The 22,653-nt window shown below is 63.3% G+C and carries 17 protein-coding genes; 6 read left to right on the top strand and 11 right to left on the bottom strand.

The window, feature by feature from the left end:
• Positions 1 to 107: 107 nt before the first annotated feature.
• From MYA_RS27575 to tssK, 11 genes are all read right to left on the bottom strand, one after another.
• On the bottom strand, positions 108 to 1,256 hold the full coding sequence (locus tag MYA_RS27575) for an amidohydrolase family protein (RefSeq protein ID WP_014726102.1): 1,149 nt from the start codon (positions 1,254 to 1,256) through the stop codon (positions 108 to 110).
• Complete coding sequence (actP, locus tag MYA_RS27570; RefSeq protein WP_014726101.1) at positions 1,253 to 2,926, bottom strand: cation/acetate symporter ActP; 1,674 nt, start codon at positions 2,924 to 2,926, stop codon at positions 1,253 to 1,255. The genes MYA_RS27575 and actP overlap by 4 nt, the downstream gene beginning before the upstream one ends.
• Positions 2,923 to 3,282 (bottom strand): DUF485 domain-containing protein, encoded by a 360-nt coding sequence (locus MYA_RS27565; RefSeq protein WP_014726100.1) that lies wholly within the window; start codon positions 3,280 to 3,282, stop codon positions 2,923 to 2,925. Before MYA_RS27565 ends, actP begins: the two co-directional genes overlap by 4 nt.
• A gap of 64 nt (positions 3,283 to 3,346) precedes the next feature.
• Positions 3,347 to 4,573, bottom strand: a complete 1,227-nt coding sequence (locus tag MYA_RS27560) for an FAD binding domain-containing protein (protein WP_014726099.1) — start codon at positions 4,571 to 4,573, stop codon at positions 3,347 to 3,349.
• Position 4,574: 1 nt separating this feature from the next.
• Positions 4,575 to 5,048 carry a VOC family protein gene (locus MYA_RS27555; RefSeq protein ID WP_011880434.1) on the bottom strand — a complete coding sequence of 158 codons (474 nt, stop codon included), beginning with the start codon at positions 5,046 to 5,048 and terminating at the stop codon, positions 4,575 to 4,577.
• A gap of 151 nt (positions 5,049 to 5,199) precedes the next feature.
• Positions 5,200 to 5,625, bottom strand: a complete 426-nt coding sequence (tssE, locus tag MYA_RS27550; protein ID WP_014726098.1) for a type VI secretion system baseplate subunit TssE — start codon at positions 5,623 to 5,625, stop codon at positions 5,200 to 5,202.
• Between the two features lie 15 nt (positions 5,626 to 5,640).
• Positions 5,641 to 8,364 carry a type VI secretion system ATPase TssH gene (gene tssH / locus MYA_RS27545; protein WP_014726097.1) on the bottom strand — a complete coding sequence of 908 codons (2,724 nt, stop codon included), beginning with the start codon at positions 8,362 to 8,364 and terminating at the stop codon, positions 5,641 to 5,643.
• A 139-nt stretch (positions 8,365 to 8,503) separates the two neighbouring features.
• A complete protein-coding gene (locus MYA_RS27540) occupies positions 8,504 to 8,989 on the bottom strand; it encodes an Hcp family type VI secretion system effector (RefSeq protein ID WP_014726096.1) in 486 nt (161 codons plus the stop codon).
• Between the two features lie 97 nt (positions 8,990 to 9,086).
• Positions 9,087 to 10,808, bottom strand: a complete 1,722-nt coding sequence (locus MYA_RS27535) for an OmpA family protein (RefSeq protein WP_014726095.1) — start codon at positions 10,806 to 10,808, stop codon at positions 9,087 to 9,089.
• A complete protein-coding gene (locus MYA_RS27530; protein WP_014726094.1) occupies positions 10,805 to 11,536 on the bottom strand; it encodes a DotU family type IV/VI secretion system protein in 732 nt (243 codons plus the stop codon). The genes MYA_RS27535 and MYA_RS27530 overlap by 4 nt, the downstream gene beginning before the upstream one ends.
• Entirely contained in the window at positions 11,533 to 12,885 is a 1,353-nt protein-coding gene (gene tssK, locus MYA_RS27525; RefSeq protein WP_014726093.1) for a type VI secretion system baseplate subunit TssK, read from the bottom strand. The genes MYA_RS27530 and tssK overlap by 4 nt, the downstream gene beginning before the upstream one ends.
• A 594-nt stretch (positions 12,886 to 13,479) precedes the next feature.
• On the opposite strand from tssK, the gene tssB reads away from it, so the two are divergent.
• From tssB to MYA_RS30545, 6 genes are all read left to right on the top strand, one after another.
• The gene (tssB, locus tag MYA_RS27520) at positions 13,480 to 13,992 is read left to right on the top strand and encodes a type VI secretion system contractile sheath small subunit (protein WP_014726092.1); all 513 of its coding nucleotides are present in this window, start codon (positions 13,480 to 13,482) and stop codon (positions 13,990 to 13,992) included.
• 73 nt (positions 13,993 to 14,065) lie between these two features.
• Positions 14,066 to 15,598, top strand: coding sequence for a type VI secretion system contractile sheath large subunit (tssC, locus tag MYA_RS27515; protein WP_014726091.1), 1,533 nt, complete (start codon positions 14,066 to 14,068; stop codon positions 15,596 to 15,598).
• A gap of 83 nt (positions 15,599 to 15,681) precedes the next feature.
• The gene (locus tag MYA_RS27510) at positions 15,682 to 18,021 is read left to right on the top strand and encodes a type VI secretion system Vgr family protein (protein WP_014726090.1); all 2,340 of its coding nucleotides are present in this window, start codon (positions 15,682 to 15,684) and stop codon (positions 18,019 to 18,021) included.
• A gap of 9 nt (positions 18,022 to 18,030) precedes the next feature.
• On the top strand, positions 18,031 to 20,787 hold the full coding sequence (locus MYA_RS27505) for a hypothetical protein (protein ID WP_014726089.1): 2,757 nt from the start codon (positions 18,031 to 18,033) through the stop codon (positions 20,785 to 20,787).
• Between the two features lie 161 nt (positions 20,788 to 20,948).
• Positions 20,949 to 21,719 (top strand): hypothetical protein, encoded by a 771-nt coding sequence (locus MYA_RS31595; RefSeq protein ID WP_148278617.1) that lies wholly within the window; start codon positions 20,949 to 20,951, stop codon positions 21,717 to 21,719.
• Positions 21,720 to 22,333: 614 nt separating this feature from the next.
• Positions 22,334 to 22,591, top strand: coding sequence for a PAAR domain-containing protein (locus MYA_RS30545; RefSeq protein ID WP_081053530.1), 258 nt, complete (start codon positions 22,334 to 22,336; stop codon positions 22,589 to 22,591).
• Positions 22,592 to 22,653: the final 62 nt, after the last annotated feature.

The following is a 22,653-nucleotide window of genomic DNA, read 5'->3' as shown; positions in this document are numbered from 1 at the left end:
TGGCAGTCTACGCACGGGGCGCGATCAAGACCTGAAGCCCGGCTGAAACGTTCTGAACGCATCGGGCCGGTGAACAGGCCCTGGCGCGGCGCACGCCACGCCCGCGCCTAGATCCGCAGCAGCCGGCCGGCATTGCCGCCCAGCACCATCGCGCGCTGGGCGGCGGTGAGGTCCAGCCGGTCGAGAAAGCGCACCGGCTGCGCGTAGCCCATGTCGAAACAGTAGTCGCTGCCGAGCACGAGCCGGTCGATGCCGACCGTGTCGATCAGGAAGTTCAGCACTGGCCCCGAATGCGACACGGTGTCGTAGCTGAAGCGCCGCAGGTAGCTGCTCGGCTGCTGCGCGAGCCGGCGCGTTTCGGGCCGCACGGTCCAGCCGGCATCGAGCCGCCCGACCAGGATCGGCAACGCGCCGCCCGCATGCGGCAGCGTGAAATGCAGCGCCGGATGGCGGTCCAGCACGCCGCCGAGTATCAGATGCGCGCCGGCGATCGCGGTGTCGAACGGATTGCCGAGCAGGTTGCTCAGATAGAAATCGCCGAGCCGCGCGCCGCCGACCGTCTGCTGCGGATGCAGGAACACCGGCAGCCCGAGCTGCTCGATGCGGGCGAAGACCGGCGCGAAGCGCGGGTCGTCGAGGTCGCGGTTGTCGATGTTGGTGCCCATGTAGACGCCGCGTACGCCGGGCAGCTGCGACGCGCGCTCGAGCTCGTCGATCGCGTCGGTCGCATCGAGCATCGGCAGCGTCGCGAGCACGACGAAGCGCGTCGGATGACGCTGGTGCACGCGCGACGCGGCCGTGTTCCAGGTGCGCGCCAGTTTCGCGTTGAACGGCCGGTCGCCCCAGTACGCCATCGGCACGCTCAGCGACAGCGCCTGCACGTCGACGCCGGATGCGTCCATGTCGGCGAGCCGAGCGTCGACGTCGATGAACTTCATCGGCAGCGGCCCGAGGCCGCCGGCCGGCGTGCGGAACGTGAAGGTCGTGTCGTCGCAGGTGAACGCGCCGCCGAACCGCTTGCCTTCGCCGCCGACCAGCGTGCAGAAGCTCTCCGGGTAGTAGTGGGCGTGAATGTCGATCGCGCGCGGGTGGGCGGCGGGCGGCGTGGATGGAGCCGATGAAGCCGATGCAAGCGATGAAACCGAGCCCGGCTCGGCGGCAGTCGCCGGCCGTCCGGCAACCGCCGCGCCGGCGAGCGCCGCGAAGGCGCCGAGCACGCGGCGCCGGCCGCTGGACATGCAGCAGGTACAGGTCATCGTGTCGTCTCCAGGTTGTGATGGTCGTACTGCGACGGCGCGACGCCCAACTCGCATGCGACGAGCTGCAGATCGAACAGCGCGCGTTCGCGGCGCGCGCGGGCCGACCGGTCGGTCACCGACACCGCGACGATCGCGACGAACGCCGCCGCCATCGAGAACAGCGCCGGATATTCGTACGGGTAGGGCGCATGCGCGTGGCCGAGCACCTGCACCCAGACGGTCGGGCTCAGCACGGTCAGCGCGACCGCGGTGACGAGGCCGACCGCGCCGCCGACTACCGCGCCGCGCGTGGTGAGCCCGCGCCAGTAGATCGACAGCAGCAGCACCGGGAAATTGGAGCTGGCCGCGATCGAGAACGTCAGGCTGACGATGAACGCGATGTTCTGCTTCTGGAACGCGATGCCCAGCACGATCGCGAGCACGCCGAGCACCAGCGTCGTCGCGCGCGCGACGCGCATTTCGTCGCGGTCGGTGGCGCGGCCGCGGTGCAGCACGTTCGCGTAGAGGTCGTGCGAGATCGCCGACGAGCCGGCCAGCGTCAGCCCGGCGACCACCGCGAGAATGGTCGAGAACGCGACCGCGCAGATGAAGCCGAGAAACAGGTCGCCGCCGACCGCGTGCGCGAGATGGATCGCGACCATGTTCGCGCCGCCCGCGATCGCGCCGTTTGCGTCGTGATACTGCGGGTCCGCGGCGACGAGCGCGATCGTGCCGAAGCCGATCACGATGATCAGCGCATAGCCGGCGCCGACGATGCCGGTCGCATAGAGAATGCTCTTGCGCGCGGCGCCGACGTCGCCGACGGTGAAGAAGCGCATCAGGATGTGCGGCAGGCCGGCCGTGCCGAAGATCAGCGCGAGCCCGAGCGACACCGCGGACACCGGATCGGACACGAGCCCGCCCGGCCGCATGATCGCCGCGTGCTTCGGATGGATGCGTATCGCCTGCGCGAACAGCGCGTCGAGGCTGAAGCCGAAGCGGCTCAGCACCATGACCGCCATGAAGGCCGCGCCGGCGAGCAGCAGCACGGCCTTGACGATCTGGATCCACGTGGTCGCGAGCATGCCGCCGAAGAACACGTAGACGACCATCAACACGCCGACGATCACGACCGCGACCGTGTAGTTCAGCCCGAACAGCAGCTCGACCAGCTTGCCGGCGCCGACCATCTGCGACACCAGGTACAGCAGCACGATGACGATCGAGCTCGACGCCGCGAACGCGCGGATCGGGCGTTGCTGCAGCCGGTACGACACGACGTCGGCGAGCGTGTACTTGCCGAGGTTGCGCAACGGCTCGGCGATCAGGAACAGGATGATCGGCCAGCTCGCGAGGAAGCCGACCGAATAGATCAGCCCGTCGTAGCCGCTCGTGAACACGAGCGCGGAGATGCCGAGCAGCGACGCGGCCGACATGTAGTCGCCGGCGATCGCCCAGCCGTTCTGCAGCGCGGTGATGCGGCCGCCGGCCGCGTAGTGATCGGCGACGCTGTGGTTGTGGCGCGCGGCCCAGCGCGTGATGACGAGCGTCGCGGCGACGAACAGCATGAACATGCCGATCGCGAGCGGATCGTGCGCGGGCGCATGCACGGCCGGTGCGGCCGCGCATGCGGGCGTTGCGCCGGCCGCCGCGACGATCGGCGCAGCGAGGATGGCGGCGCGCTTCATTGGCCGCCTCCGTCGCGAATCGACGCGACGCGCGCGTCGTGTACCGAATTGGCGCGCCGCACGTACAGCGCGACGAGCGCGAAGGTCGCGACGAACATCCCGAAGCCGACGGGGATGCCCCACGTCGTCGTGCGGCCCGGCGCGATCGGCCGGCCCAGCCAGGCGGGCGAGAACGCCAGCGCGAGAATGAACGCGAAGTAGAGCGTGAGCATGACGGCGGTCAGCGACCACGCGAACCGCCTTCTGCGCGCGACGAGTTGGCGGAAGCGGGCCTCGCGCAGCAGCGGATGCTGGGGCGCGGCGAATGCGTCCGGATCGGGGACGGGGCCGGCACAAGCCGGAATCGAGCGGTTCACGGTGTCTCCTGGTTGGTATCGGTCATGACGTGGTGCGGCACGTCGGGCAGGCGGCCTGCACGATTCACAGTTGCGGCGGCACGGCGGTGTCGCGCATCACGATTTCGGGCGTGCGATAGCGCTCGGCCATTTCGCGTTCGGTGTCGTTCTGCAACTGCGCCTGCATGTACGCGCCGAGATGACGCGCATGCTGGACGATCGCCGCGCCGAACGCGGTGCGCGTGTCGCTGTAGGCATGCAGCGCATCGAGCGTATCGGCGTGGGCGCCCAGCGCCTGCACGAGCGCCATCGCGTCGCCGGCCGCCTTCGTGACGCCCATCCCGCAGTGCGGGCGCGCGACGAACGCGGCGTCGCCGAGCAGCGCGATCCGGCCGAACGTCATGTGCGGCACCTCGAGGTCGTAGATCGGCTGAAACAGCGGCTGCGCGGCGCGCGACACGACTTCCGCGAACTGCGGCGCGAGCAGCGCATGCGCGGCGTCTTCCATCGCGGCGAGCACGTCGGGCCGGATCAGCGTCGGCGGAATGCCGCCGGCCCACAGCTTGCCGGTCGCATCGGTGAGCAGGTTCGGCAAGTCGGTGTCTTCGCGCGTCGCGCGATACCAGACGAAGTTGTAGCGGCGCTCGCCGGGCTGCGTGCTGTTGTGCCGCCCGGCAACCGGGTAGCCGAGGATCTGTTCGCGGGGCGGCAGCCCGAATGCGAACTTGTCGAACAGCGTCGCGTGCGTCGTGTCGGACAGCTCGCGTTCGTCCACCAGCCCGCGCCACGCGACGTATCCCGCGTATTGCAAGCGCGCGTCGGGCAGGAAGGTTTCGCGGATCGCCGAGCGCAGGCCGTCCGCGGCGACGACGAGATCCGCGTGGACCACCGAGCCGTCGGCGAGCGTGACCGACGCGCGATCGGGGCCGTCCGCGACGTCGGCGACCACGGCGCCCGCGTGGTAATGCTGGTCCGGCAGCGCGGCGCGCAGCACGTGGTACATCTTGCTCCACGCGGTGAGCGTCTGCGGCAGCGGCCGCTCGGAGGCGAGCGAGCCGTCGCGTGCGAGCGTGATGCGCGCGTCGACGTTCACGCCGATCGACGCGTCGATCCGGACGCCGGCCGCGCGCAGCACGTCGAACAGCTCGGGATGCGTGACGATGCCCGCGCCGCGCCCGGACAGTTCGTCCGGCACGCGCTCGAACACGTCGACGTCCCAGCCGTTGCGCAGCAGCAGGTTCGCGGCGAACAGGCCGCCCAGTGAGCCGCCGACGATGGCGGCCTTGCGCTTGGTCGAATTGCGGTCGTTCATGTCACGCTCCACGGGTAGCCGCGGCTGCGCCGCGCGGGTCGAGGCCGGCCACTTCGGCGGCCGGATAGTTCAGTTCGATCGTCACGCCCGACGGGTCTTCGATGAAGATCTGATGCAGCCCGAGGCTCGGCACGGTGCGGTCGCGCCACGCGACGTTCTCGGCGCGCAGCGTGCGCCACATCGCTTCGACGCCGGTCGCGAGGAACGCGATGTGATCGACGGTGCCGGTGCCCGTGGCCGGCACGGCCTTGTCGCCGAGATAGGCGGCAAGGCCGCGCGGGTCGGCCGGATCGATGCCGATCAGGTGCACGATTCCATAGTCGGCTTCGTCGTCGCCGGCGTAGAGCCACGCGCCCGGGAAGTCGAATGGCGGGCGGTAGCCGCGCTTGAAGCCGAGCACCCGCTCGTAGAACCGGCACGACCGGTCGAGGTCGAGCGTGCGGATCGAGTAGTGCGCGAGTCGCGAGACAGGCATGGCGAACTCCTTGTTTATCGAGAGATAAGTTATCGGTCGATAAATTCTAGGCGAAAAGATGCGCGGCACAAAGCCGGACGTGCGCCGTGTTAACCCTCGGTGTCGAATGGGGCGGGGATCGGGCCGGGTTGGTGCGGCCCGGGGCGTCGAATCAGCGGCGGTCAGCCGCCCGGCGTTTCAGCCACATGCGGCCGGGCGGCTCGAAGTAGGTGCCGAACCGCACCAGGCCGGCTTTCTTCAGATGGCACGTCATCTCGAAACAGACGAGCACGCCGGGATCGTCGTTGTCGAGGATGTCGACGTCGACGGAACGGATGCGCGGCTCGTATTTCACGAGCGTCGCTTCCATCTGCTGCTTGAGCACGTGAGCCGATGCGGGCAGCGCCTTGTAGATGTTCGTCAGGTCCGGCAGGCCGTAATCGGGCAGGTGTTTCAGCGCCCCGGCGCGCGTGTTCAGAATGCGCTGGACGTTCTGCTGGACGCTCATGCACTCGAGCGTCCGGTCGTCGTAGGCGTCGAGCGGCTCGCCGCTGATCTGGCCGAGCAGCATGTCGTAGAGGGAAGGGCCGGCCGGCATGGTGGTCCTCTCCCGTCACGCGGCGGCCGATGCCGGCTCGCTCGGGCCGGCCGCGACGGCGTCCCGGGCGACGAAATCGATCGTCAGGTTGCCGTCGGCCGAGCTCGACAGGACGATCTTCGCCGGCATGTCGCCGGCGGCCATGCGCGCGAGCAGCTCGCGCGACACGGTCGGCAGAATGCGTTGATTAAGGAACGCGTCGACGTTGCGCGCGCCGGATTCGCGAGCGAGACAAAGCTCGGCCATCGAGCCGATCAGCGCGTCGTCGCAGGACAGTTCGACGTCGTGTTGCCGGCGCAGGCGCTCGGCCACCTTCGCGAGCTTCAGCCGCACGATCGACGACAGCGCGGCGGCATCGAGCGGCCGGTAGACGAGCGACTGGAAGCGTGCGAGCAACGCGGGCTGGAAGTGCGCGACGAGCTGCGGATGAATCGCGTCGAGCAGCGCCGCCTGCGTGATGTGCGGATCGTCGGCGGTGGCGTCGTCGATCTGCGCGCTGCCGAGATTGGACGTCATCAGGATCACGCAATTGCGGAAGTCGATCTCGCGTCCTTCGCCGTCGCGCATCGTGCCGCGGTCGAACACCTGATAGAACATGTCGAGCACGTCGCGATGCGCCTTTTCGACCTCGTCGAGCAGCACGACGCTGTACGGCCGTTGCCGCACGGCTTCGGTCAGGACGCCGCCGCGGCCGTAGCCGACGTAGCCGGGCGGCGAGCCCTTCAGCTGCGACACCGTATGCGCTTCCTGATACTCCGACATGTTGATCGTCGTGAGCGCGGCCTCCCCGCCGAACAGCAGGTCGGCCAGCGCCAGCGCGGTTTCGGTCTTGCCGACACCCGACGGGCCGGCGAGCAGGAAGACGCCGAGCGGCGCGTTCTCGTTCTTGAGGCCGGCCTTGGCGGTCCGCAAGCTCTCGGCGAGCGCGCCGAGAGCATCGTCCTGCGCGACGACCCGCGTGGCCAGTTGCCGTTCGAGCGTCAGCAAGCTCTGCAGCTCGTCCTCCACGAGGCTGCCGACCGGCACGCCGGTCCATTCGGCGACGACGCGCGCAATGGCCGCCGCATCGACGTCCACGAACACTAGCGGTGCTTTGCCCTGCACATCGGCGAGGAGCTGCTGCGCGTCGTCGAGCGATCCGAGTTCGGCGACGGCCTCTGCGTTTTCTTTCGCCGCGCGCTGCTCATGCACCAGCTGAACCAGTTCGAGTTCGGTGGTATAGCGCGTCTGCAACAGCGTGAGCGCATTGCGCGCGTCGCTCAGCGCGCGCGCCAGCACTTCGCGCCGGTTCTCGATGCCGTCGATCCCGGCCTGCGCATCGGCGTCGAGCGTCGTCTGCTCCAGCTCGAGCGCCGACACCGCCGCGCGTGCGCGCTGCAGTTCGGCGGGCGGCGTTTCGAGCCCCATGCGCACGCGCGCGGCCGCCGTATCGATCAGGTCGACCGCCTTGTCCGGCAGCTGCCGAGCGGGGATGTAGCGGCGCGAGAGCTTGACCGCGGCCACGAGCGCTTCGTCGCGGATGTGGACGTGATGGTATTTCGCGTAGTGGTTCTTCAGCCCGCGCAGCATCAGGCAGGCGGCATCGTCGTCGGGCTCGTCGACCTTGATGATCTGAAAGCGTCGCTCGAGCGCGGCGTCGCGCTCGAAGAACTGCTTGTATTCGGACCACGTGGTCGCGGCGATGGTGCGCAGTTCGCCGCGCGCGAGGGCCGGCTTCAGCAGGTTGGCCGCATCGGCGCCGCCGGCGGCGTTGCCGGCGCCGATCAACGTATGGGCTTCGTCGATGAACAGCAGAATCGGCTCCGGCGACGCTTGCACCTCGTCGATCACGTTCTTCAGGCGCTGCTCGAATTCGCCCTTCACGCCGGCGCCGGCCTGCAGCAGGCCGAGATCGAGCGTCAGGATCCGAACGTCGCGAATCACGTTCGGCACGTCCTTGTTGGCGACACGCAGCGCGAGCCCTTCGACGAGCGCGGTCTTGCCGACGCCCGGTTCACCGACGAGGATCGGGTTGTTCTTGCGTCGACGCGCGAGCACGTCGACCATCTGCTGGATCTCGCGGTCGCGGCCAAAGACCGGATCGATGTCGCCGCGACGCGCCTTGTCGGTCAGATCGATCGCGAAGCGCGCGAGCGCTTCGCCGTCGGTGGACCGGCTACGTACCGATGCCGCTTCGGTTGCGTGCTCGTCGGCCTGGCCGTGCGGTTCGTCGCTCGCAGACGGCGTGTCGGCATCCGCGTCGGCCATCGCTTCGGGTTCGACGCGGCTTTCGCAGGATCGATGCGCGAGGCGCGGCAGCAGGCGCTCGATCTGCGCGCTGCTGATCGACAGCAGCGGCCAGGCGTCTTGCGCGCGCAGAACGTATGGCGTGGCGACGATCGCCTGCAACAGGTTGCCGGACCGGATCGACGTATCTTCGCCGTCGGGCGACGCCTGTAGCCACGCGTCCTGCAGGACGGTCGCCAGTTGCAGCGAGATCGCCGGCTTGCCGCGCAGATTGCGCGGCAGCCGATCGATCGACGCGATCAGCGCGTCCCACACCTTGTCGACGTCGATCGCGTAGTGCCGAAGAATCGCCGGGATGTCGCCATCACCTGCCTCGATCAGTTTCAACAGCCAGTGCTCGACGGTGATTTCATCCGTCATTCGCCCCAGGCACAGACTGGCTGCCGCTTCGAGCGCCTTCGCGCAATGCGTATTGAGCCGGCGGAGCAGGTGAGTGGTATCGCGCGAGATCATCGGGAAGTTTGGTCACGAAGAGGAGCGGGCAACGATGTATTTCGCCGCCCGCTCCCAGGTAGAAAAAAGCCGGCCCGAATCGGTCAGGCCGGCAACGGAACCGCCAGAGGTCAGCAGTTCCGGCACGAGACAGGACCGGTCAGGAACGCTCGTTCCACGTGTCCTTGTGAACGATGTTGCCGTCCTTGTACGACCAGGTGATCGTTTCGTAGCGCAGCTCGACTTCTTCGAGGTGATTGTGCTTCTCGTAGTCCGGGATCTTGATGTCGAGCATCTTCGGACGCACCGCGACGATCTTGACGTTGTCGAGCTTCGTGTTGAAGTACTCCTTCTCCTTGCCCGCGTCGTCGATCTTGTACCACTTGATCTCGACCGACTTCAGCGTCTGGCCGCTCGTCACCGCCTTGTACAGGTACGGCGTGGACGCGTCGGTTTCCTTCGTGAACGTGATCGGCGCGTGGACGCGCGTGCCCGTCAGCTTGCCCGTGTTGCCATCGGTCGGGATATGCACGCCGTGATCGAACGCGACGACTTCGACGCTGCCTTCGCGGTCCTGAACCGTGACCGAACCCTTGATGTCGGCGCCGCCGTCGTCCTTGAACCACGCATATGCGGGAATTGCCATTGTCTTACTCCTTTTTTGCACTACTAAACCTGCTCGGAGCTCGCCCCCGAGCTTCGGAATCCCGAAGCGGACCGCTTCGGGGGCCAAACGTGAATCGCTATTTGCCCGAGTCCGGGACCAGCGTGATTTCCACGCGACGGTTTCGCGCGCGGCCTTCGGCCGTATCGTTGCTGGCGAGCGGCCGCGTCATGCCGTAGCCCTGAATCGCAAACCGGGTCGACGCAATGCCCGACGCGTCGACCAGCCAGTCGCGTACCGCTTGCGCGCGCGCGGCCGACAGCTTCAGGTTGGCGTTCGGGTCGCCCGTGTCGTCGGTATGGCCCGCGACGAGAATGCGTTTGTCGGGATGCGCGTTGATCATTTCCAGCGCGCCGACCATCGCGTGGTTCGAGCCGGGCTTCAACCGTGCGCTGCCGCTGTCGAACAGCGACATGCTGTCGAGCGTGACGATCGCCGGCGGCGGGGCAGGCGGCACGTAAGAGGCGATCGCGTCGTTCAACGGCGCAATCAGCCGTGCGCCCCGATACATGCCGAACGACAGGCGCAGCGGAATGCCGGTGCGCGCGTAACGATCGAGTTGATCGCGATCGGCGACGAGCGCCGTCAACGCGTCGCGCTGCGCGGCATGATGATCGGCCGGGACCGCCGCATAGCGACCGAGATCCGCGCCGACCCGGTTCAACAGCGCCTCGTTGTTGCGGGCCGCGCCCCAGAACGCAGCGCCCGCGGCGCAGGCGAGCAAAGCCAGCGCGTGGAAAGTGGCGACGAGACGAGGCGACATCCAGTATCGACGCGGCATCGCTTCGATCAGCGGCTGCGGCAACGGCCACGGCGCGGGCGACGCGGCCGAGCCCGCGCGGCTCACGCGCGCCTGCATGTTGACATCGCGTTCCCACGGCTTTTCCGAATCGCTGGCCGGTCCGCAGTCGATCCAGCCGGCGCCGAACAACGGCCACCCGGTAGCCGGCTGCTGTCGGTCCGCCAGCGCGGCAAAAACCACGCGCTGGGTCCAGCCGATCACCGATGTCAGCGCGGCGGCGCGCGTGGCGGCAACGCGGGCGTCGGCCGCGCGCCGGACCTGGTCTTCGGCGGTGCGCATCGCGGGCTCGAAACGCGCGCCGCCTGCCAGCTGCGTGGCCGACGACACGCCGTACCACTCGGGCGTCGACAGTCCGAGCGGGCCGCAGGTGAGCCGCTGATAGACCGCAACGTACGCAGGCAGCCGCACGCCCAACATGCGCATGGCATCGGCGGCCGCTTGACGAACGACCCGCAACTTTTGCGAAAGTACTTCGGCGTCCGCGTGCAGCGCAGGCGCGATCGACAGCACGATCCCATCCGGCGCGCGGCCGTCGCGCCACTGTCTGACCGCCACGGCCAGGCGCGGCAGATCCTGCACGCGGTCGACGCGCAGCCAGATGCCGCCGTCGCCGACGTGCGCATGGCGGGTTTCCGTCGTTCGGTCGAACAGTGCGGGCAGGCCGTCTCCGGTCACCAGCACGAGCGGCATGCGCGTGCGCAGCTTCACCGGAATGTCTGCGGTGGCGGCGCCGAGCGCGGCCAGCACGTGCGCACTGTCGCCGCGCGCGCGTGCAAGCCTGCGCGTGTGCCACGCGATCATCGCGAGCGCGGCGACGCCGACTAATGCCGAGATCCCCCACGCGACGCCCGAACCGAGCGGAAGCACGAGCCAAACCACCGCGAGCGCCAGCACCGCGGCGAACGCGATCATGAGCCGGGACGGATAGCCGAGCCCTTCGTGGCCACGGTCGGGCGTGCGCGGCGACGCCGACGAAAGAACAGGGAGGTCGGATTTCACGGGCGGACGGCCTTCGTTGCGATCAGCTGCGCGAGTTGCGCGTCGAGCACGGCGGACCAGACGCCCCATACGATCGCCGCCGCAATCACGGCGAGGCCCGCGATGGCCCATGGCGACAGCCGGTAAAACCAGTCGGAGAGACGCCGCCCGGCACGATCCGCGATGAACGGCCGCTCGGACGGCGGGCGCAGCGTCTCCAGCTTGGCATTGAGCGATGCGATCAACGCGGCGCGTTTCGCTTCGCCCTCGCGCGCGTAGCGGCCGACGAAGCCCATCCCGAGAATCGCCGCGTAGCACTCGAGCAGGGCCACCGACGGCGACGCTTCCCGCATGCGCGCGTCGAGTCGCTCGAACACCCGCTCACCGGCCTCGTGCAAGTTGAACTGTTCGACCTGCAGCGGCTTCTGTTCCCATCCCGACCGCGATTCGGCAGGCAAATGCCGCAGCGCGGCCTCGTCGAGCAGCCCGCACTGCGCGACCAGCGCCTCGTTGCGAACGTCGTCGGGAAAACCGCGGCGCTCCAGCGCGCTCGCGAACTGCTCGACGAGCTGCTTGCAGCGGGCGCGCAGGGCGATTGCGTCCGGAACCTGTCCGCCCGACGTCAGCGTCGTGACCAGCAGCGCCGTATCGCGCAGCAGGTCGCGAATGCCGTCGGCGGGCGCGTTTCCCGGGCCTGCCGCGCCTTGCATCAGCGCTGCAGCGGGTCGATTGAGCTTCAGGGCTTTCATGAGCGCAGCACCGCGTAGAGTTCGAGCGACGCGTCCGGAATCGACGCGGGCAGATAGATCTGGCACGCTCGTGCGGCAAGCATCTTCCTGTGCACGACGCTGGCCGAATCGAGCGCGAAGTAGTGATTGTCGAGACGTACCGGAATCGCGGACGGCACGCGCTGCACCGCCTTCAGCGGAACGCCGAGCAGCGCGGAGTTGATGATGTGTTCGACGTCGTCCGGCGCGCCGATCTTGCACAGCCGCGGAAATTGCTCGGCAAGCTCGAATGCAGGCATCGGCGCATTGACCGACAGGTACCAGTCGGCCGCATCCGCGACGATCCGCTCGTCGAGGAACTGGCCGGTCCAGGTCGTCGGTCCGTTGCGGGTCAGGCCGATCGACACGACGCGTGATGGAATGATCGCGTCGAGCAGCTCGCGGATCATCGTTTCGAGTCGCGCGAATACCTCGTCGGCGCGCGAGTGGTCGTAGGCGGGAATGTCCGTGAGCTGCACCGTGGTCGAGAACGTGATCAGCGCGCTCGCCAGCTGAGCGAGCGTCGCATACAGCTGTTCAGGAGACCGGCTGGGGTGCGTCACGAAGAGGCGCAGTTGCGGCCACGCTGCGTGAATGCAGTGCAGCAGCCAGAAAAGTTGCACGTCGGCCACGCCATATTCGGCGACTTGCTCGAGGCGCTCGCTGCGGCGAGCGCCTAACGCGAGGCTCTTGGCGTGCAGGATGTCGGCGATGCGGTGGATCCGTTCGAGATGCAGCGGATGGCTGCCGAGCGTCAGGCACGGCGGCACGAACCGGTGATCGACCTGGAATTGACCGCTCGAGCCGCGCGTCAGCCGCGCGATCGCGCAGACCGTGTCGTCGGCGTGCGACTCGAAGTCGAACAGCAGCCGCACCGCATGCCGTTCGGCTGCGATTTCGGTCTCGGTGGTGCCATTCAGATCGGGGACCTTGACGAACTCCCGGTACGAGCGCCGCGGACGGGCGAGCACGGCTTCGTCGAAGCGGCAATTGCTGCCGTTTGCATCGGGCAGCGCAAGCGCCGCGAGCACCACGACGCTTTGAAGATCGGTCGGCACACCTCGCGTCAGGTCGCGCGCGGGCGGCAGCGAATCGGCGATCGTCGTGTCGATCGGGGTGCCGTCGGGAAAGCACAGTCTCAGACGGGTGAGTTTCAGGCGGCTTGTCGCCAGGGCTTCTTCGTCGATCTCGACGGCGAGTGTGCCCCACGGTTCCGCAATTGCCGCAGAGGCGTACTGACGTAACGCAAATTCAGCCCATCTGTCCTGCTGCTGAAAATGCTGCTGAGTCAGGATTAGGCCCTCGTGCCAAAGTGGCTTATCGATTCGCATGGTCTCTCGTGTGGTGCGGCGGTTCGCTATTCGGTACAACGGCGTAACCTATACACGAACTTTATTGAAAGAGCCAGGCGATGAGGCTAAAACCAAGTAGTTTGGTTTACTAATGGTGTCGGAGTTGTGTGCCATTAAATGTTAAATAAAGTGGATTATTTGTTTTGATGTCGTGTTTTATGGATCGTGGCGTGCGCTGGTGAAAAAGCATAGGGTAGACAATCGTGCAACGGCCTCCGTCTTGTGGCACAACGGTTTGGTGAGGTCGGCGCGACGGGGCGACGATTTGACGACGTTTATGTATTTTTTGTTTTCGAGATAAGGCGCTGGAGTGAACTGACAGGTTATTTTGAGATTTAACTGTCTATGACATTTAATCCGGATGGGTCGAGTGATTCGTGCTTTGACGGCCTGTCGGTTTACCGTGTATAAGTGCCATGCCACTTCGCCGTACGAACCCGGGGAACGATGCCGAATCGGTTTGCTGCATGTCGTGCATTGCGCGTGTGCGCGCTGAATCGAGGGCGGCATCGTCGTACGGGAATGGTTCGATTGCCTGCCAAACGCTTGCCCATTATCAAATAAGGATTGCAAATGGATAGCTTCCAGAGAGAGATTCCGAAGAGTCGCGTTTCAATTACGTTGGATTTGCATACGGGCGGGGCTCAGAAGAAGGTCGAGCTGCCGTTGAAGTTGCTGGTCGCGGGCGACTTCAGTGCGGGCCGTGAGCAGGCGCCGCTGGCCGAGCGAAAGAAGGTCAATATCGACAAGAACAACTTCGATGCCGTTCTGGCCGACTACGCGCCGGATCTGAAGATCGCGGCGGACAATACGCTGGCCGACGACGGCACGGAACTGCCGGTGAATCTTTCGTTCCGCTCGATGAAGGATTTCGAGCCGGAGCAGGTCGCGCGCCAGATCCCCGAACTGCAGGCGATGCTGGCGATGCGCAATCTGCTGCGCGACCTGAAGTCGAATCTGCTCGACAACGGCACGTTCCGTCGCGAGTTCGAGAAGATCCTGAAGGACAAGCGCCTCACGGCGAAACTGCGCGGCGAGCTGGCGCAGATCGTCACGGCCGCGACGCAACAGGAAGGTCATGCCTGAGCGCGGCCTGCCCAAGCGAGCCGTCACCGCATCACGCAACCACGCAGCCATACGAAACGGGACTGAGAGAACCATGAAGCAAAATGAAGCGAGCCAGGGCGCATCGGAAACGGTGGTGCTCGAAAACGACAGCGTCTACGCTGCGCTGTGCAACAAGATCAACCTGAAGCCGGTGGCCGAAGCGCGGCCGCTCGAGGCGTTCCGCGACAACGACACGCTGTCGGAGGCATCGGCCGACGAACGCGTCGCGCGCGGGATGGACGCGCTGCTCAACCTCATCGCGAAGGAGAGCAAGCCGGTCGAGCGGCTCGACAAATCGCTGCTCGACTTCTACATCGGCCAGCTCGACCGGCAGATCAGCCGGCAGCTCGACGCGGTCATGCATTCGTCGGAATTCCAGGCGCTCGAGGGCCGCTGGCGCGGCTTGAAGATGCTGGTTTCGCGCACCGACTTCCGCAAGAACGCGCGAATCGAAGTGCTCGACGTGTCGAAGGATGCGCTGCAGCGCGACTTCGAGGACACGCCCGAACTGATCCAGAGCGGCCTGTACCGCCTCACCTACATCGAGGAATACGACACGCCGGGCGGCCAGCCGATCAGCGCGATGGTCAGCGACTTCGAGTTTACGCATTCGCCGCAGGACGTCGCGTTGCTGCGCAACATCTCGAAGGTTGCGGCCGCGGCGCACATGCCGTTCATCGGGGCGGTCGGCGCCGCGTTCTTCGGCAAAAAGTCGATGGAAGAGGTCGCTGCGATTCAGGACATCGGCAACTACTTCGATCGCGCCGAATACATCAAGTGGAAGAGCTTCCGCGACACGGACGATGCGCGCTACGTCGGCCTGACGATGCCGCGCGTGCTCGGTCGCCTGCCGTACGGCAAGGACACGACGCCGGTGCGCGCCTTCAACTATGAAGAGGCGGTGAAAGGCCCGGACCACGACAAGTACCTGTGGGTCAATGCGTCGTTCGCGTTCGCGGCCAACATGGTGCGCAGCTTCGTGAGCAATGGGTGGTGCGTGCAGATCCGCGGCCCGCAGGCAGGCGGCAAGGTCGAGGACCTGCCGGTGCACCTGTATGACCTCGGCACCGGCGTGCAGCCGAAGATTCCGACCGAAGTGCTGATCCCGGAGACGCGCGAGTTCGAATTCGCCAACCTCGGCTTCATTCCGCTGTCGTTCTACAAGAACCACGATTTCGCGTGCTTCTTCTCGGCGAGCTCGACGCAGAAGCCGGCGCTGTACGAGACCAAGGAGGCGACGGCCAACAGCCGCATCAATGCGCGGTTGCCGTACATCTTCCTGCTGTCGCGCATCGCCCATTACCTCAAGCTGATTCAGCGCGAGAACATCGGTACGACGAAGGACCGGCGTCTGCTCGAGCTCGAGCTGAACAACTGGATCAAGGGCCTCGTGACCGAGATGAAGGATCCGGGCGACGAGCTGCAGGCATCGCATCCGTTGCGCGAGGCGAAGGTGACGGTCGAGGACATCGAGGACAACCCGGGATTCTTCCGCATCAAGCTGTTCATCATTCCGCACTTCCAGGTGGAGGGGATGGATATCGGGCTGTCGCTGGTGTCGCAGATGCCGAAGGCGAAGGGCTGATCTGACGTTTGATGCATGACCGGCCGGGGCGGCCGAGGTCGCCCCGGTGGTGCCGTTGTGTCCGTGCACCTGAGAGAAAATCCATGTCGATGATATTGCCGTCACAGGCTTACGAACTGAAGCTGGCGCCGCACCCGGCGCCGACCTCCGTCCTCCGCTTCACCGGGCGGGACGCGGTGAGCGAGTTGTACCACTACGACATCGAGTTCACGAGCCCGGTGGCAGGTATACCGATGGACCAGGTGGTTGGCCGCCCGGCGAAGTTCATCGTCTCGCCGGTCGATCCGAACATGAACTATCTGCGCAGGATGTTCGGCGAGAATGCGGAGCAGTTCAGCGCGTTGCCGACGGCGTATACGATCCACGGCATCATCACCGAGTTCGACGAGTTCGGCACCTCGAACGATCAGACGCATTATCGGGTTCGGCTCGAGCCCAAACTCGCCGACCTGAACCGCGGTGTGACGAGCCGACTGTTTCAGAAGCAGTCGGTCGACGAAATCGTGACCGACACGCTGCGTCATTACGGCTACCGGGCAGGCGTCGATTTCCAGTTCCAGCTTCGTGACCAGTACAAGCGTCGCGAGTACGTCACTCAGTATCACGAGACCACGTTTGCCTTTATCCGGCGCATTTGTACGGAGGAGGGAATCTGGTTTCGCTGGGAGCAGAAGAAGGATCACGCCGTGCTCGTGTTCGGCGACGATCTGGATGCCTATTCGCGCAAGCAACGTACGTTGGCGTACCGGCGCGACGCGGGGCTCGAGAGTTCGGGTGCCGACGCGATCAAGACGCTCGACAAGCGCACCAGGCGCGTACCCGAAGCCGTGCGGCTGCACGATTACAACCACCGGCAGGCCGGTGTGTCGCTGCTGGTCGAGGAAAATGCTGCGCGCGACGACAAGACGACGAGCGGCATCGATTACAGCTGGGGCGAGCACTACGAGACGCCGGAGGAAGGCAAGTGTGTCGCTCGCCGGCGGCATGAGGAGTTTCTGGCTGCGCAGATCACCTTCAAGGGCACCGGTAATCCGTTCTGGCTCGAGGCGGGTGAAGTCATGCGGCTCGAGCCCAATCCGTCCGACGCGAAGCATGGGATCTTCGTCACGTCGGTGGAGTCGCACGGCGGCCGCGATCAGTCGTATTGGGTGACCTTCGAGGGGATTCCTTCCGATCGCGTGTGGCGTACGGCGATGGCGTCGATATCAAAGCCAGCCGTCGACGGCATTCTGCCGGCTCGCATCACTTCGCCGGGCAACTACAAATATGCGTACTTGACCGAGCAAGGCTGGTACGTGATCAAGCTGCCGTTCGACCTCGATGAATGGAGTCCGGGTGGGACGAGCCGGCCGGTGCGGTTCGCGAAGCCTTATAGCGGCGACAACTATGGGCATCACTTCCCGTTGATCGATGGGGCGGAGGTGGCGATCGTCTTTACCGACGGTCATCCGGATCGGCCCGTGATCATCGGGGCCATGCATGACAGTTTGCATCCGGATCTCGTCAACAACCTCAATCACACGCGGAATCTCATTGTGACTGCTGCGGGGAATACGCAGCGGATGGAGGACAGAGAAGGCAACGAACATGTCCATCTGATGAGCCCGTTCCAGGCCAGTGAGCTCACTCTCGGTCATATGGTCGACCTCGATCGCAAGGAGCGCGGAAAAGGCGCGGAGTTGCGCACGGATGGACCTGCGGCACTGCGGGGAGCAAAAGGGGTGCTGGTCAGCGCGGAGGGGCAACCTGGTGCGGCGGGCCAGCAACTCGCCATGCAGGATGCCGACATGACGCTCGAGCAGGCCGAACAAATTCTGCGTGCGCTTAATGATTCGGCGAATGCTGCGAAGGCATTGCAGGCTGATATCGATCAACAGCGCGTACTGATCCAGCAAAAACTCAAGGGCCTGCAGAAGCCGGTAATTATGGCGACGGCTCCGGAAGGGTTGGGCCTTACGACCGGCGGACAGATGCAACTCGCGTCTCGCAAGCAGATGTTCGTTACCGCAGGCGACGGACTCGATGTCGGCGTCGTGAAGCGTATCGCCATCGCTGCCGGTGAGACGATCTCGCTTTTCGCTGCGAAGCTGGGCATCCGGATTTTTGCTGCGAAGGGCAAGGTACAAGTGCAAGCGCAGTCCGACGCGATGGAATTGATGTCGATGCTGGATATGGTCGTTAGTTCATCGGATGGCGAAGCAATCATTACGGGCCGCAAAGGCGTCACGATTGGAGACGGCTCTGGCGCCTACATCAAGCTCGCGGGCGGCCAGATCATCCTGGGCAGCCCGGCCGGAGAAATTGAACTCAAGGGCAACCTGAAAGTTGACGATCCTGACGGTGGCAGCTTCAAGTTCCCCACATGGTCCAAGGTGCCGCTCAACGATGTGAAGGCCGCAACGAATTTCGGATTTTCTGAGTAAGTTACCACGATGACGAGCCAACCCACACCGAGAAATTCGCCCACACCCGCTCCAGCCAAGCTGAAGCTGCTGCCGTTCGCGTTTCCGTTCCTGCGCAAGGGACAGGGCAAGTCCGAGGCTGCCGCTCAATTCACCGACGAGCACGAAATTTACCGGCTACTGGCCGAGCGCGAGCAGTCGGGCACGTATCTGGCCAGCCGAAATTGGATGTGGCACGGCGGCATCCACGTTACGGAAGCCGGAGCAGGGCAATCGCTGGATCTCGATGCGGGGTTGCGCTGTATCGCCGACGGTGTGCTGATTGCGTTTCGCGCGAACAAGACCTATCCGGTTAGCGAGATCGCGGTGGCCGCTGGCGGATCGGCGGTACAAGCGCCGTATAGCACGGGCTTCGCACTGGTGCGGCATACCATGGAATTCCCGCAGGGCACGAAGCTGACGTTCTACAGCCTGTACATGCACTTGATGTCCAATGAGGACTACGCGAACTTCCCGAAACGTGAAAAACCATCGTATTGGCCACGGCAATGGAAGGTCACGCAATACGCGCAGGACAGACCCTTGCAGGGGCGCAGTGGACAGATGGCCGATCCATCGCAGCAGGGATTGCGGGTTCGCAAAAGTCATCCACACGGCGAGACCATCGGCATTGTGCCGCAAGGGGCCAGCATTAGCGTTGGCAAGATGGAAAAGGGTTGGGGCCAAGTAACGGATCTGCAAGGGGCCTCGCTGTATCCGTCCGAAGCCGGCGGGTACGTCGAACCGTCCCGTGCCATCGGAGGATGGGTTTATTTGGGGAAGGAGAACGGCGGGCCCGTCGTTGCGGAGATCTTCCCTGACTCGATGTTCGACCGCGTGATCGTGGTGGCGAATCAGCCCGGAGGTGGCATCCCAATTAAAGCTGGCGACCCAATCGGTCACCTTGGCCGTTACGATTCATTGAAGCAAGGCACGTCGGGATCCCGGATGGCGCACATCGAGATCTTCTGCGACGACAGCATCCAGCCGTTCATCACACAGGGGCGAGCTTGGGTGGGCCAGAACAGTCCGCACGACAAGAGCTGGGCAGCGCTCGGCTTGCCGTCCGAGCCGACGATCCTGCGAATCGAGCCCGGCACGGTGCTGTATCAACGCCAGGACAAAAAGTTTGTCCCAGGCGCGGACCCGCAGTTGAGAAAGATGGACGCCGTTCAGGTGTACTCGCTCGCCGAACTGGCACGCGACCCGAATCGGCGGGTCTCCGAACCGCATCCGCAGCCCACTCCAGGTTTCCCGGTGAACTGGTGGCACGTTGACGGTGTGAATGCACAAGGTCAACCGATCGACGGCTGGGTATGCGACTTCAACCACCCAAGTGGGAAGGTAACGCGGGAATTCGCGCAGAAGTGGATCGACTTCGAGTGCGTCTCGGATGCTCATGATCCAACGCATACGATTTTCGCGACAACCCAGAAATGGGTGGATTATACGAACGGAGATGCCAACCTTGCTGCGCAAGCGAATCTCAGCCCGTTGATGCTCAAGGTGTACGACCGTCTGTTCAAGAAAGGGGATGGCAAGCAGGCCGCTTCTGAGCTATCCACACTGTCGCAGACCGAGCGTGGCGGATACCCGTGGCTGATGCAGGCTGCCTCACGCCTGATCGTAAAACACGAAAGCGAGTGGGCGAATCCCGGTAAATGGAAGCAGTTGATCGCCGCGCTGGACAAGCCGTCGGACCCGGTGTCGCGGGTGCAACACGCGGAAGAGCAGAAACGAATCGACAAGCTTGCGTGGTGGGCCGAGGTGAAAGCAGGCATACCGGGCTTCCCCGGGCCGGAGGTTTTTCATATTCATCCGATTGCGTTAGGGGGGAATTTCTTCAAGGGCGATACCTGCGCCTGCGGAAGTTGTCTTGCTAAGGTATTTAACCGCTATCGTTGGGTAAGACATCGACGTCACCATCCGCCTCAGACATACTATGGCCCAGTTTTTTCTGGTACAAAGAAGTTGGATAAGTTCACAGGATGGGACGATCTCATTGCCCAGTCCAAGGCCACCGAGGACGAAAGGGCAATCGTGGTCGCCATGTCATCCAACGAAGGCAATATGGATGCTGTGCAGGCCTGGGATTGGCAGATATTCAGTGTCGGTGCCATGCAGAAGACCGTGACACCAGAAGGCTATGGAGAACTCCCGCAACAGATCTTGGAGTTTCGGGACGAAAATCCTAGTCTGTTTGAGGAGATTTTTGGCCGATGCGGATGGTCCGTTGTGCAGGAAGAAGGCCCGAGGATTTACTATTCATCCAGCGATACCGAAAACAGAAAAATCACTGGACAGGAACTCTATGACTTCATCAAGAAGGGGTTTCAAGAAGCAGACAGCGGATTCCCAAAAGAGTCGAAACCATTGGCTTCCATCGCGCACGCGATGCTCAATGAGCAGTATCAGAAGAAGCAGGTCGTGGATTTCATTGGCCGTTTGCACATTGCCATCTCTAAGAAGCCGAGTGGCTATAGTAATCCCGCAAGTGACTTCCTTCTATCCCGGCTGGGTCGCGCGCTTGTTCTTGATCACGACGTCAACGCACCCGGTAATGTCTCCAAAGACCTTGGGACATCGATTAATACACTGCGGGCACGGCACACGGGATTGGCGGCGGACCCGGCGCAATGGGGTGACAACAGATCGCAGTATGAAGCCGAACTTATTCAGATCTATGGTCCATCACGCCATATGAACAATGCTGTAGAGCGTTACAATCAACTTCGCGGAATGCTGTAGGACTTCAAATGATTCGTGGATCAATATTTTTGTTCTTGACAGTACTATCTGTCTGCGTTCAGGCACAAGTAAGTGTGCCGGGTGAATCAAGTACTTTAGAGTATACAAATCGCGGACACAACGCTTACCGATCACTTCGCTTTAAGCGACCAGATGGCACGATGTTTATCCCTTTCGACGAGGGATTGGAATTTTACGAGCCCAGCAAAAACAGTCTGTCTCCCGACAAACAGTACGCTATCGTGAATTTCTCTGCTGAAGGAGATCTCGCTGATTCCAGTGGTGTGTCTGCGCATTCCGAGTATATGTGTGCCTTCGTCCGTATGAAGGACGGTTGCGTTGTGCATGTGGCGCAAGATGCAGTCTGTGGTGGAGAGTGGCACTCGCCTCACCAGTGGTCGGTTAACATTGAGCCGATCTTCGCTAATCCACCTAATGTAGCGAACATCTATGCCGCTTATTCATCGAAACGCAAAAGCGGATACCAAACTTCGCAGCCACCAATCCTAGCATATCTGGCGGAAGGCACCACATTTGATAATCTGCTCGCGTGCGATCCACCGAACACAGGTAATAGAAGTGCTTATTCGAAACTGCTTGCCAAATTGCAGAGAGATGGAGACGCTGAAAACAGCGCCAAGCTGAAGAAGATTCTGGCTGGCGATCGGAATGGCACGTCTATCCACGTAGCGCCAGTTGAGTCGAGTGTCTGGGTCGGACATACAGTGATTTCAAGGAAGGCATATCTATATGCAATGCCTGATAAATCATCAGTTACGGCGGCCTATCTTGTGCGAGGTGATTCAGTATTGGTGAATGAATCTGGGATATCGAAGGGGTTTGTTGTATCGAGATATCGTCAGAAGAGCGGAAATATTATCGAACGATGGATTCATTGTGAAGATGTAAGCGCGTGCCCCGCAGGTAAATAAACCGTCGAATCTTGATTCTTTGGGAAATTCTTGGATTTTTCGGTGGGGTCGTTATGGAAGCTTGTCAGGCAGTAACGGTTGCAATAATTGGACCTGTAGTGGCGGTTGCGGTACACTCGAAAAGAGAATTTTATGCGCGCCAAGATAAATAATGCCTATTTTTAGATCACTCGTGGTAATTGCGATTTTATTTGCATTGGTGACCGGCGGATATGGGGCTACAGGTATCGGTGATTGCCTAGTGGGAAACGTAAAGAACAACGTGTTCGATGCGTCGGCACTGGGGAAAAGTCAATGATTTACATTGAAAATGGAATCGCAGAGTATTCCGTTGTTCTTGGGCCTTATAAAGCCGTGGTGGGTGCAAAAAATTAGAATTTACTCGATACTCGATTGAGAGTGGGGTGTCAATAATCGAGTCAATATTTTTTCGACTCTGCATGGTCACTTAATGCATTTTAAATCATCGCCTGGGGTATAAATTATCGTGGCGATGGAATTTATGAAATACTGACGCAACAGGGCGAAATAAGTCTCAGTGATGAACTACCCGAGTCTGCATGTCGGATCTTGAACATTTCGGTGAAGTGGATTCCTTTAAACATAGGCAACCGATGAAACATCTCGCATATGAAGGTGACGCAACGAGCCACGGCGGCACGATTCTGACCGGCTCGGATCGCATCAAGGTAAAGGGGCGTCGTGCAGCACGCGTCGGCGACAAGGTCTCTTGTCCGATCCACGGCGACAACGAGATCGTCGAAGGTAGCGACAGGATGAAGGATGGCACAGCGTCACTATCGCGGGACGGCGATCACACACGATGTGGGGCGCAGCTCATTGCCTCAACCGACGTAGCACAGGTTCGATAAGCAATGCCTATCGATTTCAACCGAGTACCGCCGCGAGCGGACGTGCTACCGCCACCTCGGGT

It is taken from the genome of Burkholderia sp. KJ006, assembly GCF_000262695.1.
Classification (GTDB): Bacteria; Pseudomonadota; Gammaproteobacteria; order Burkholderiales; family Burkholderiaceae; genus Burkholderia; species Burkholderia vietnamiensis.
Note: the sequence above shows the minus strand (reverse complement) of the source record. Positions and strands in the feature narration are given on the sequence as shown.

Bases quoted from the DNA above. Each gene is read 5' to 3' on its own strand.
- MYA_RS27575 (WP_014726102.1), bottom strand. From the start codon at position 1,256: ATGACCTGTACCTGCTGCATGTCCAGCGGCCGGCGCCGCGTGCTCGGC.
- actP (WP_014726101.1), bottom strand. From the start codon at position 2,926: ATGAAGCGCGCCGCCATCCTCGCTGCGCCGATCGTCGCGGCGGCCGGC.
- MYA_RS27560 (WP_014726099.1), bottom strand. From the start codon at position 4,573: ATGAACGACCGCAATTCGACCAAGCGCAAGGCCGCCATCGTCGGCGGC.
- MYA_RS27555 (WP_011880434.1), bottom strand. From the start codon at position 5,048: ATGCCTGTCTCGCGACTCGCGCACTACTCGATCCGCACGCTCGACCTC.
- tssE (WP_014726098.1), bottom strand. From the start codon at position 5,625: ATGCCGGCCGGCCCTTCCCTCTACGACATGCTGCTCGGCCAGATCAGC.
- tssH (WP_014726097.1), bottom strand. From the start codon at position 8,364: ATGATCTCGCGCGATACCACTCACCTGCTCCGCCGGCTCAATACGCAT.
- MYA_RS27540 (WP_014726096.1), bottom strand. From the start codon at position 8,989: ATGGCAATTCCCGCATATGCGTGGTTCAAGGACGACGGCGGCGCCGAC.
- MYA_RS27530 (WP_014726094.1), bottom strand. From the start codon at position 11,536: ATGAAAGCCCTGAAGCTCAATCGACCCGCTGCAGCGCTGATGCAAGGC.
- tssK (WP_014726093.1), bottom strand. From the start codon at position 12,885: ATGCGAATCGATAAGCCACTTTGGCACGAGGGCCTAATCCTGACTCAG.
- tssB (WP_014726092.1), top strand. From the start codon at position 13,480: ATGGATAGCTTCCAGAGAGAGATTCCGAAGAGTCGCGTTTCAATTACG.
- tssC (WP_014726091.1), top strand. From the start codon at position 14,066: ATGAAGCAAAATGAAGCGAGCCAGGGCGCATCGGAAACGGTGGTGCTC.
- MYA_RS27510 (WP_014726090.1), top strand. From the start codon at position 15,682: ATGTCGATGATATTGCCGTCACAGGCTTACGAACTGAAGCTGGCGCCG.
- MYA_RS27505 (WP_014726089.1), top strand. From the start codon at position 18,031: ATGACGAGCCAACCCACACCGAGAAATTCGCCCACACCCGCTCCAGCC.
- MYA_RS31595 (WP_148278617.1), top strand. From the start codon at position 20,949: ATGTTTATCCCTTTCGACGAGGGATTGGAATTTTACGAGCCCAGCAAA.
- MYA_RS30545 (WP_081053530.1), top strand. From the start codon at position 22,334: ATGAAACATCTCGCATATGAAGGTGACGCAACGAGCCACGGCGGCACG.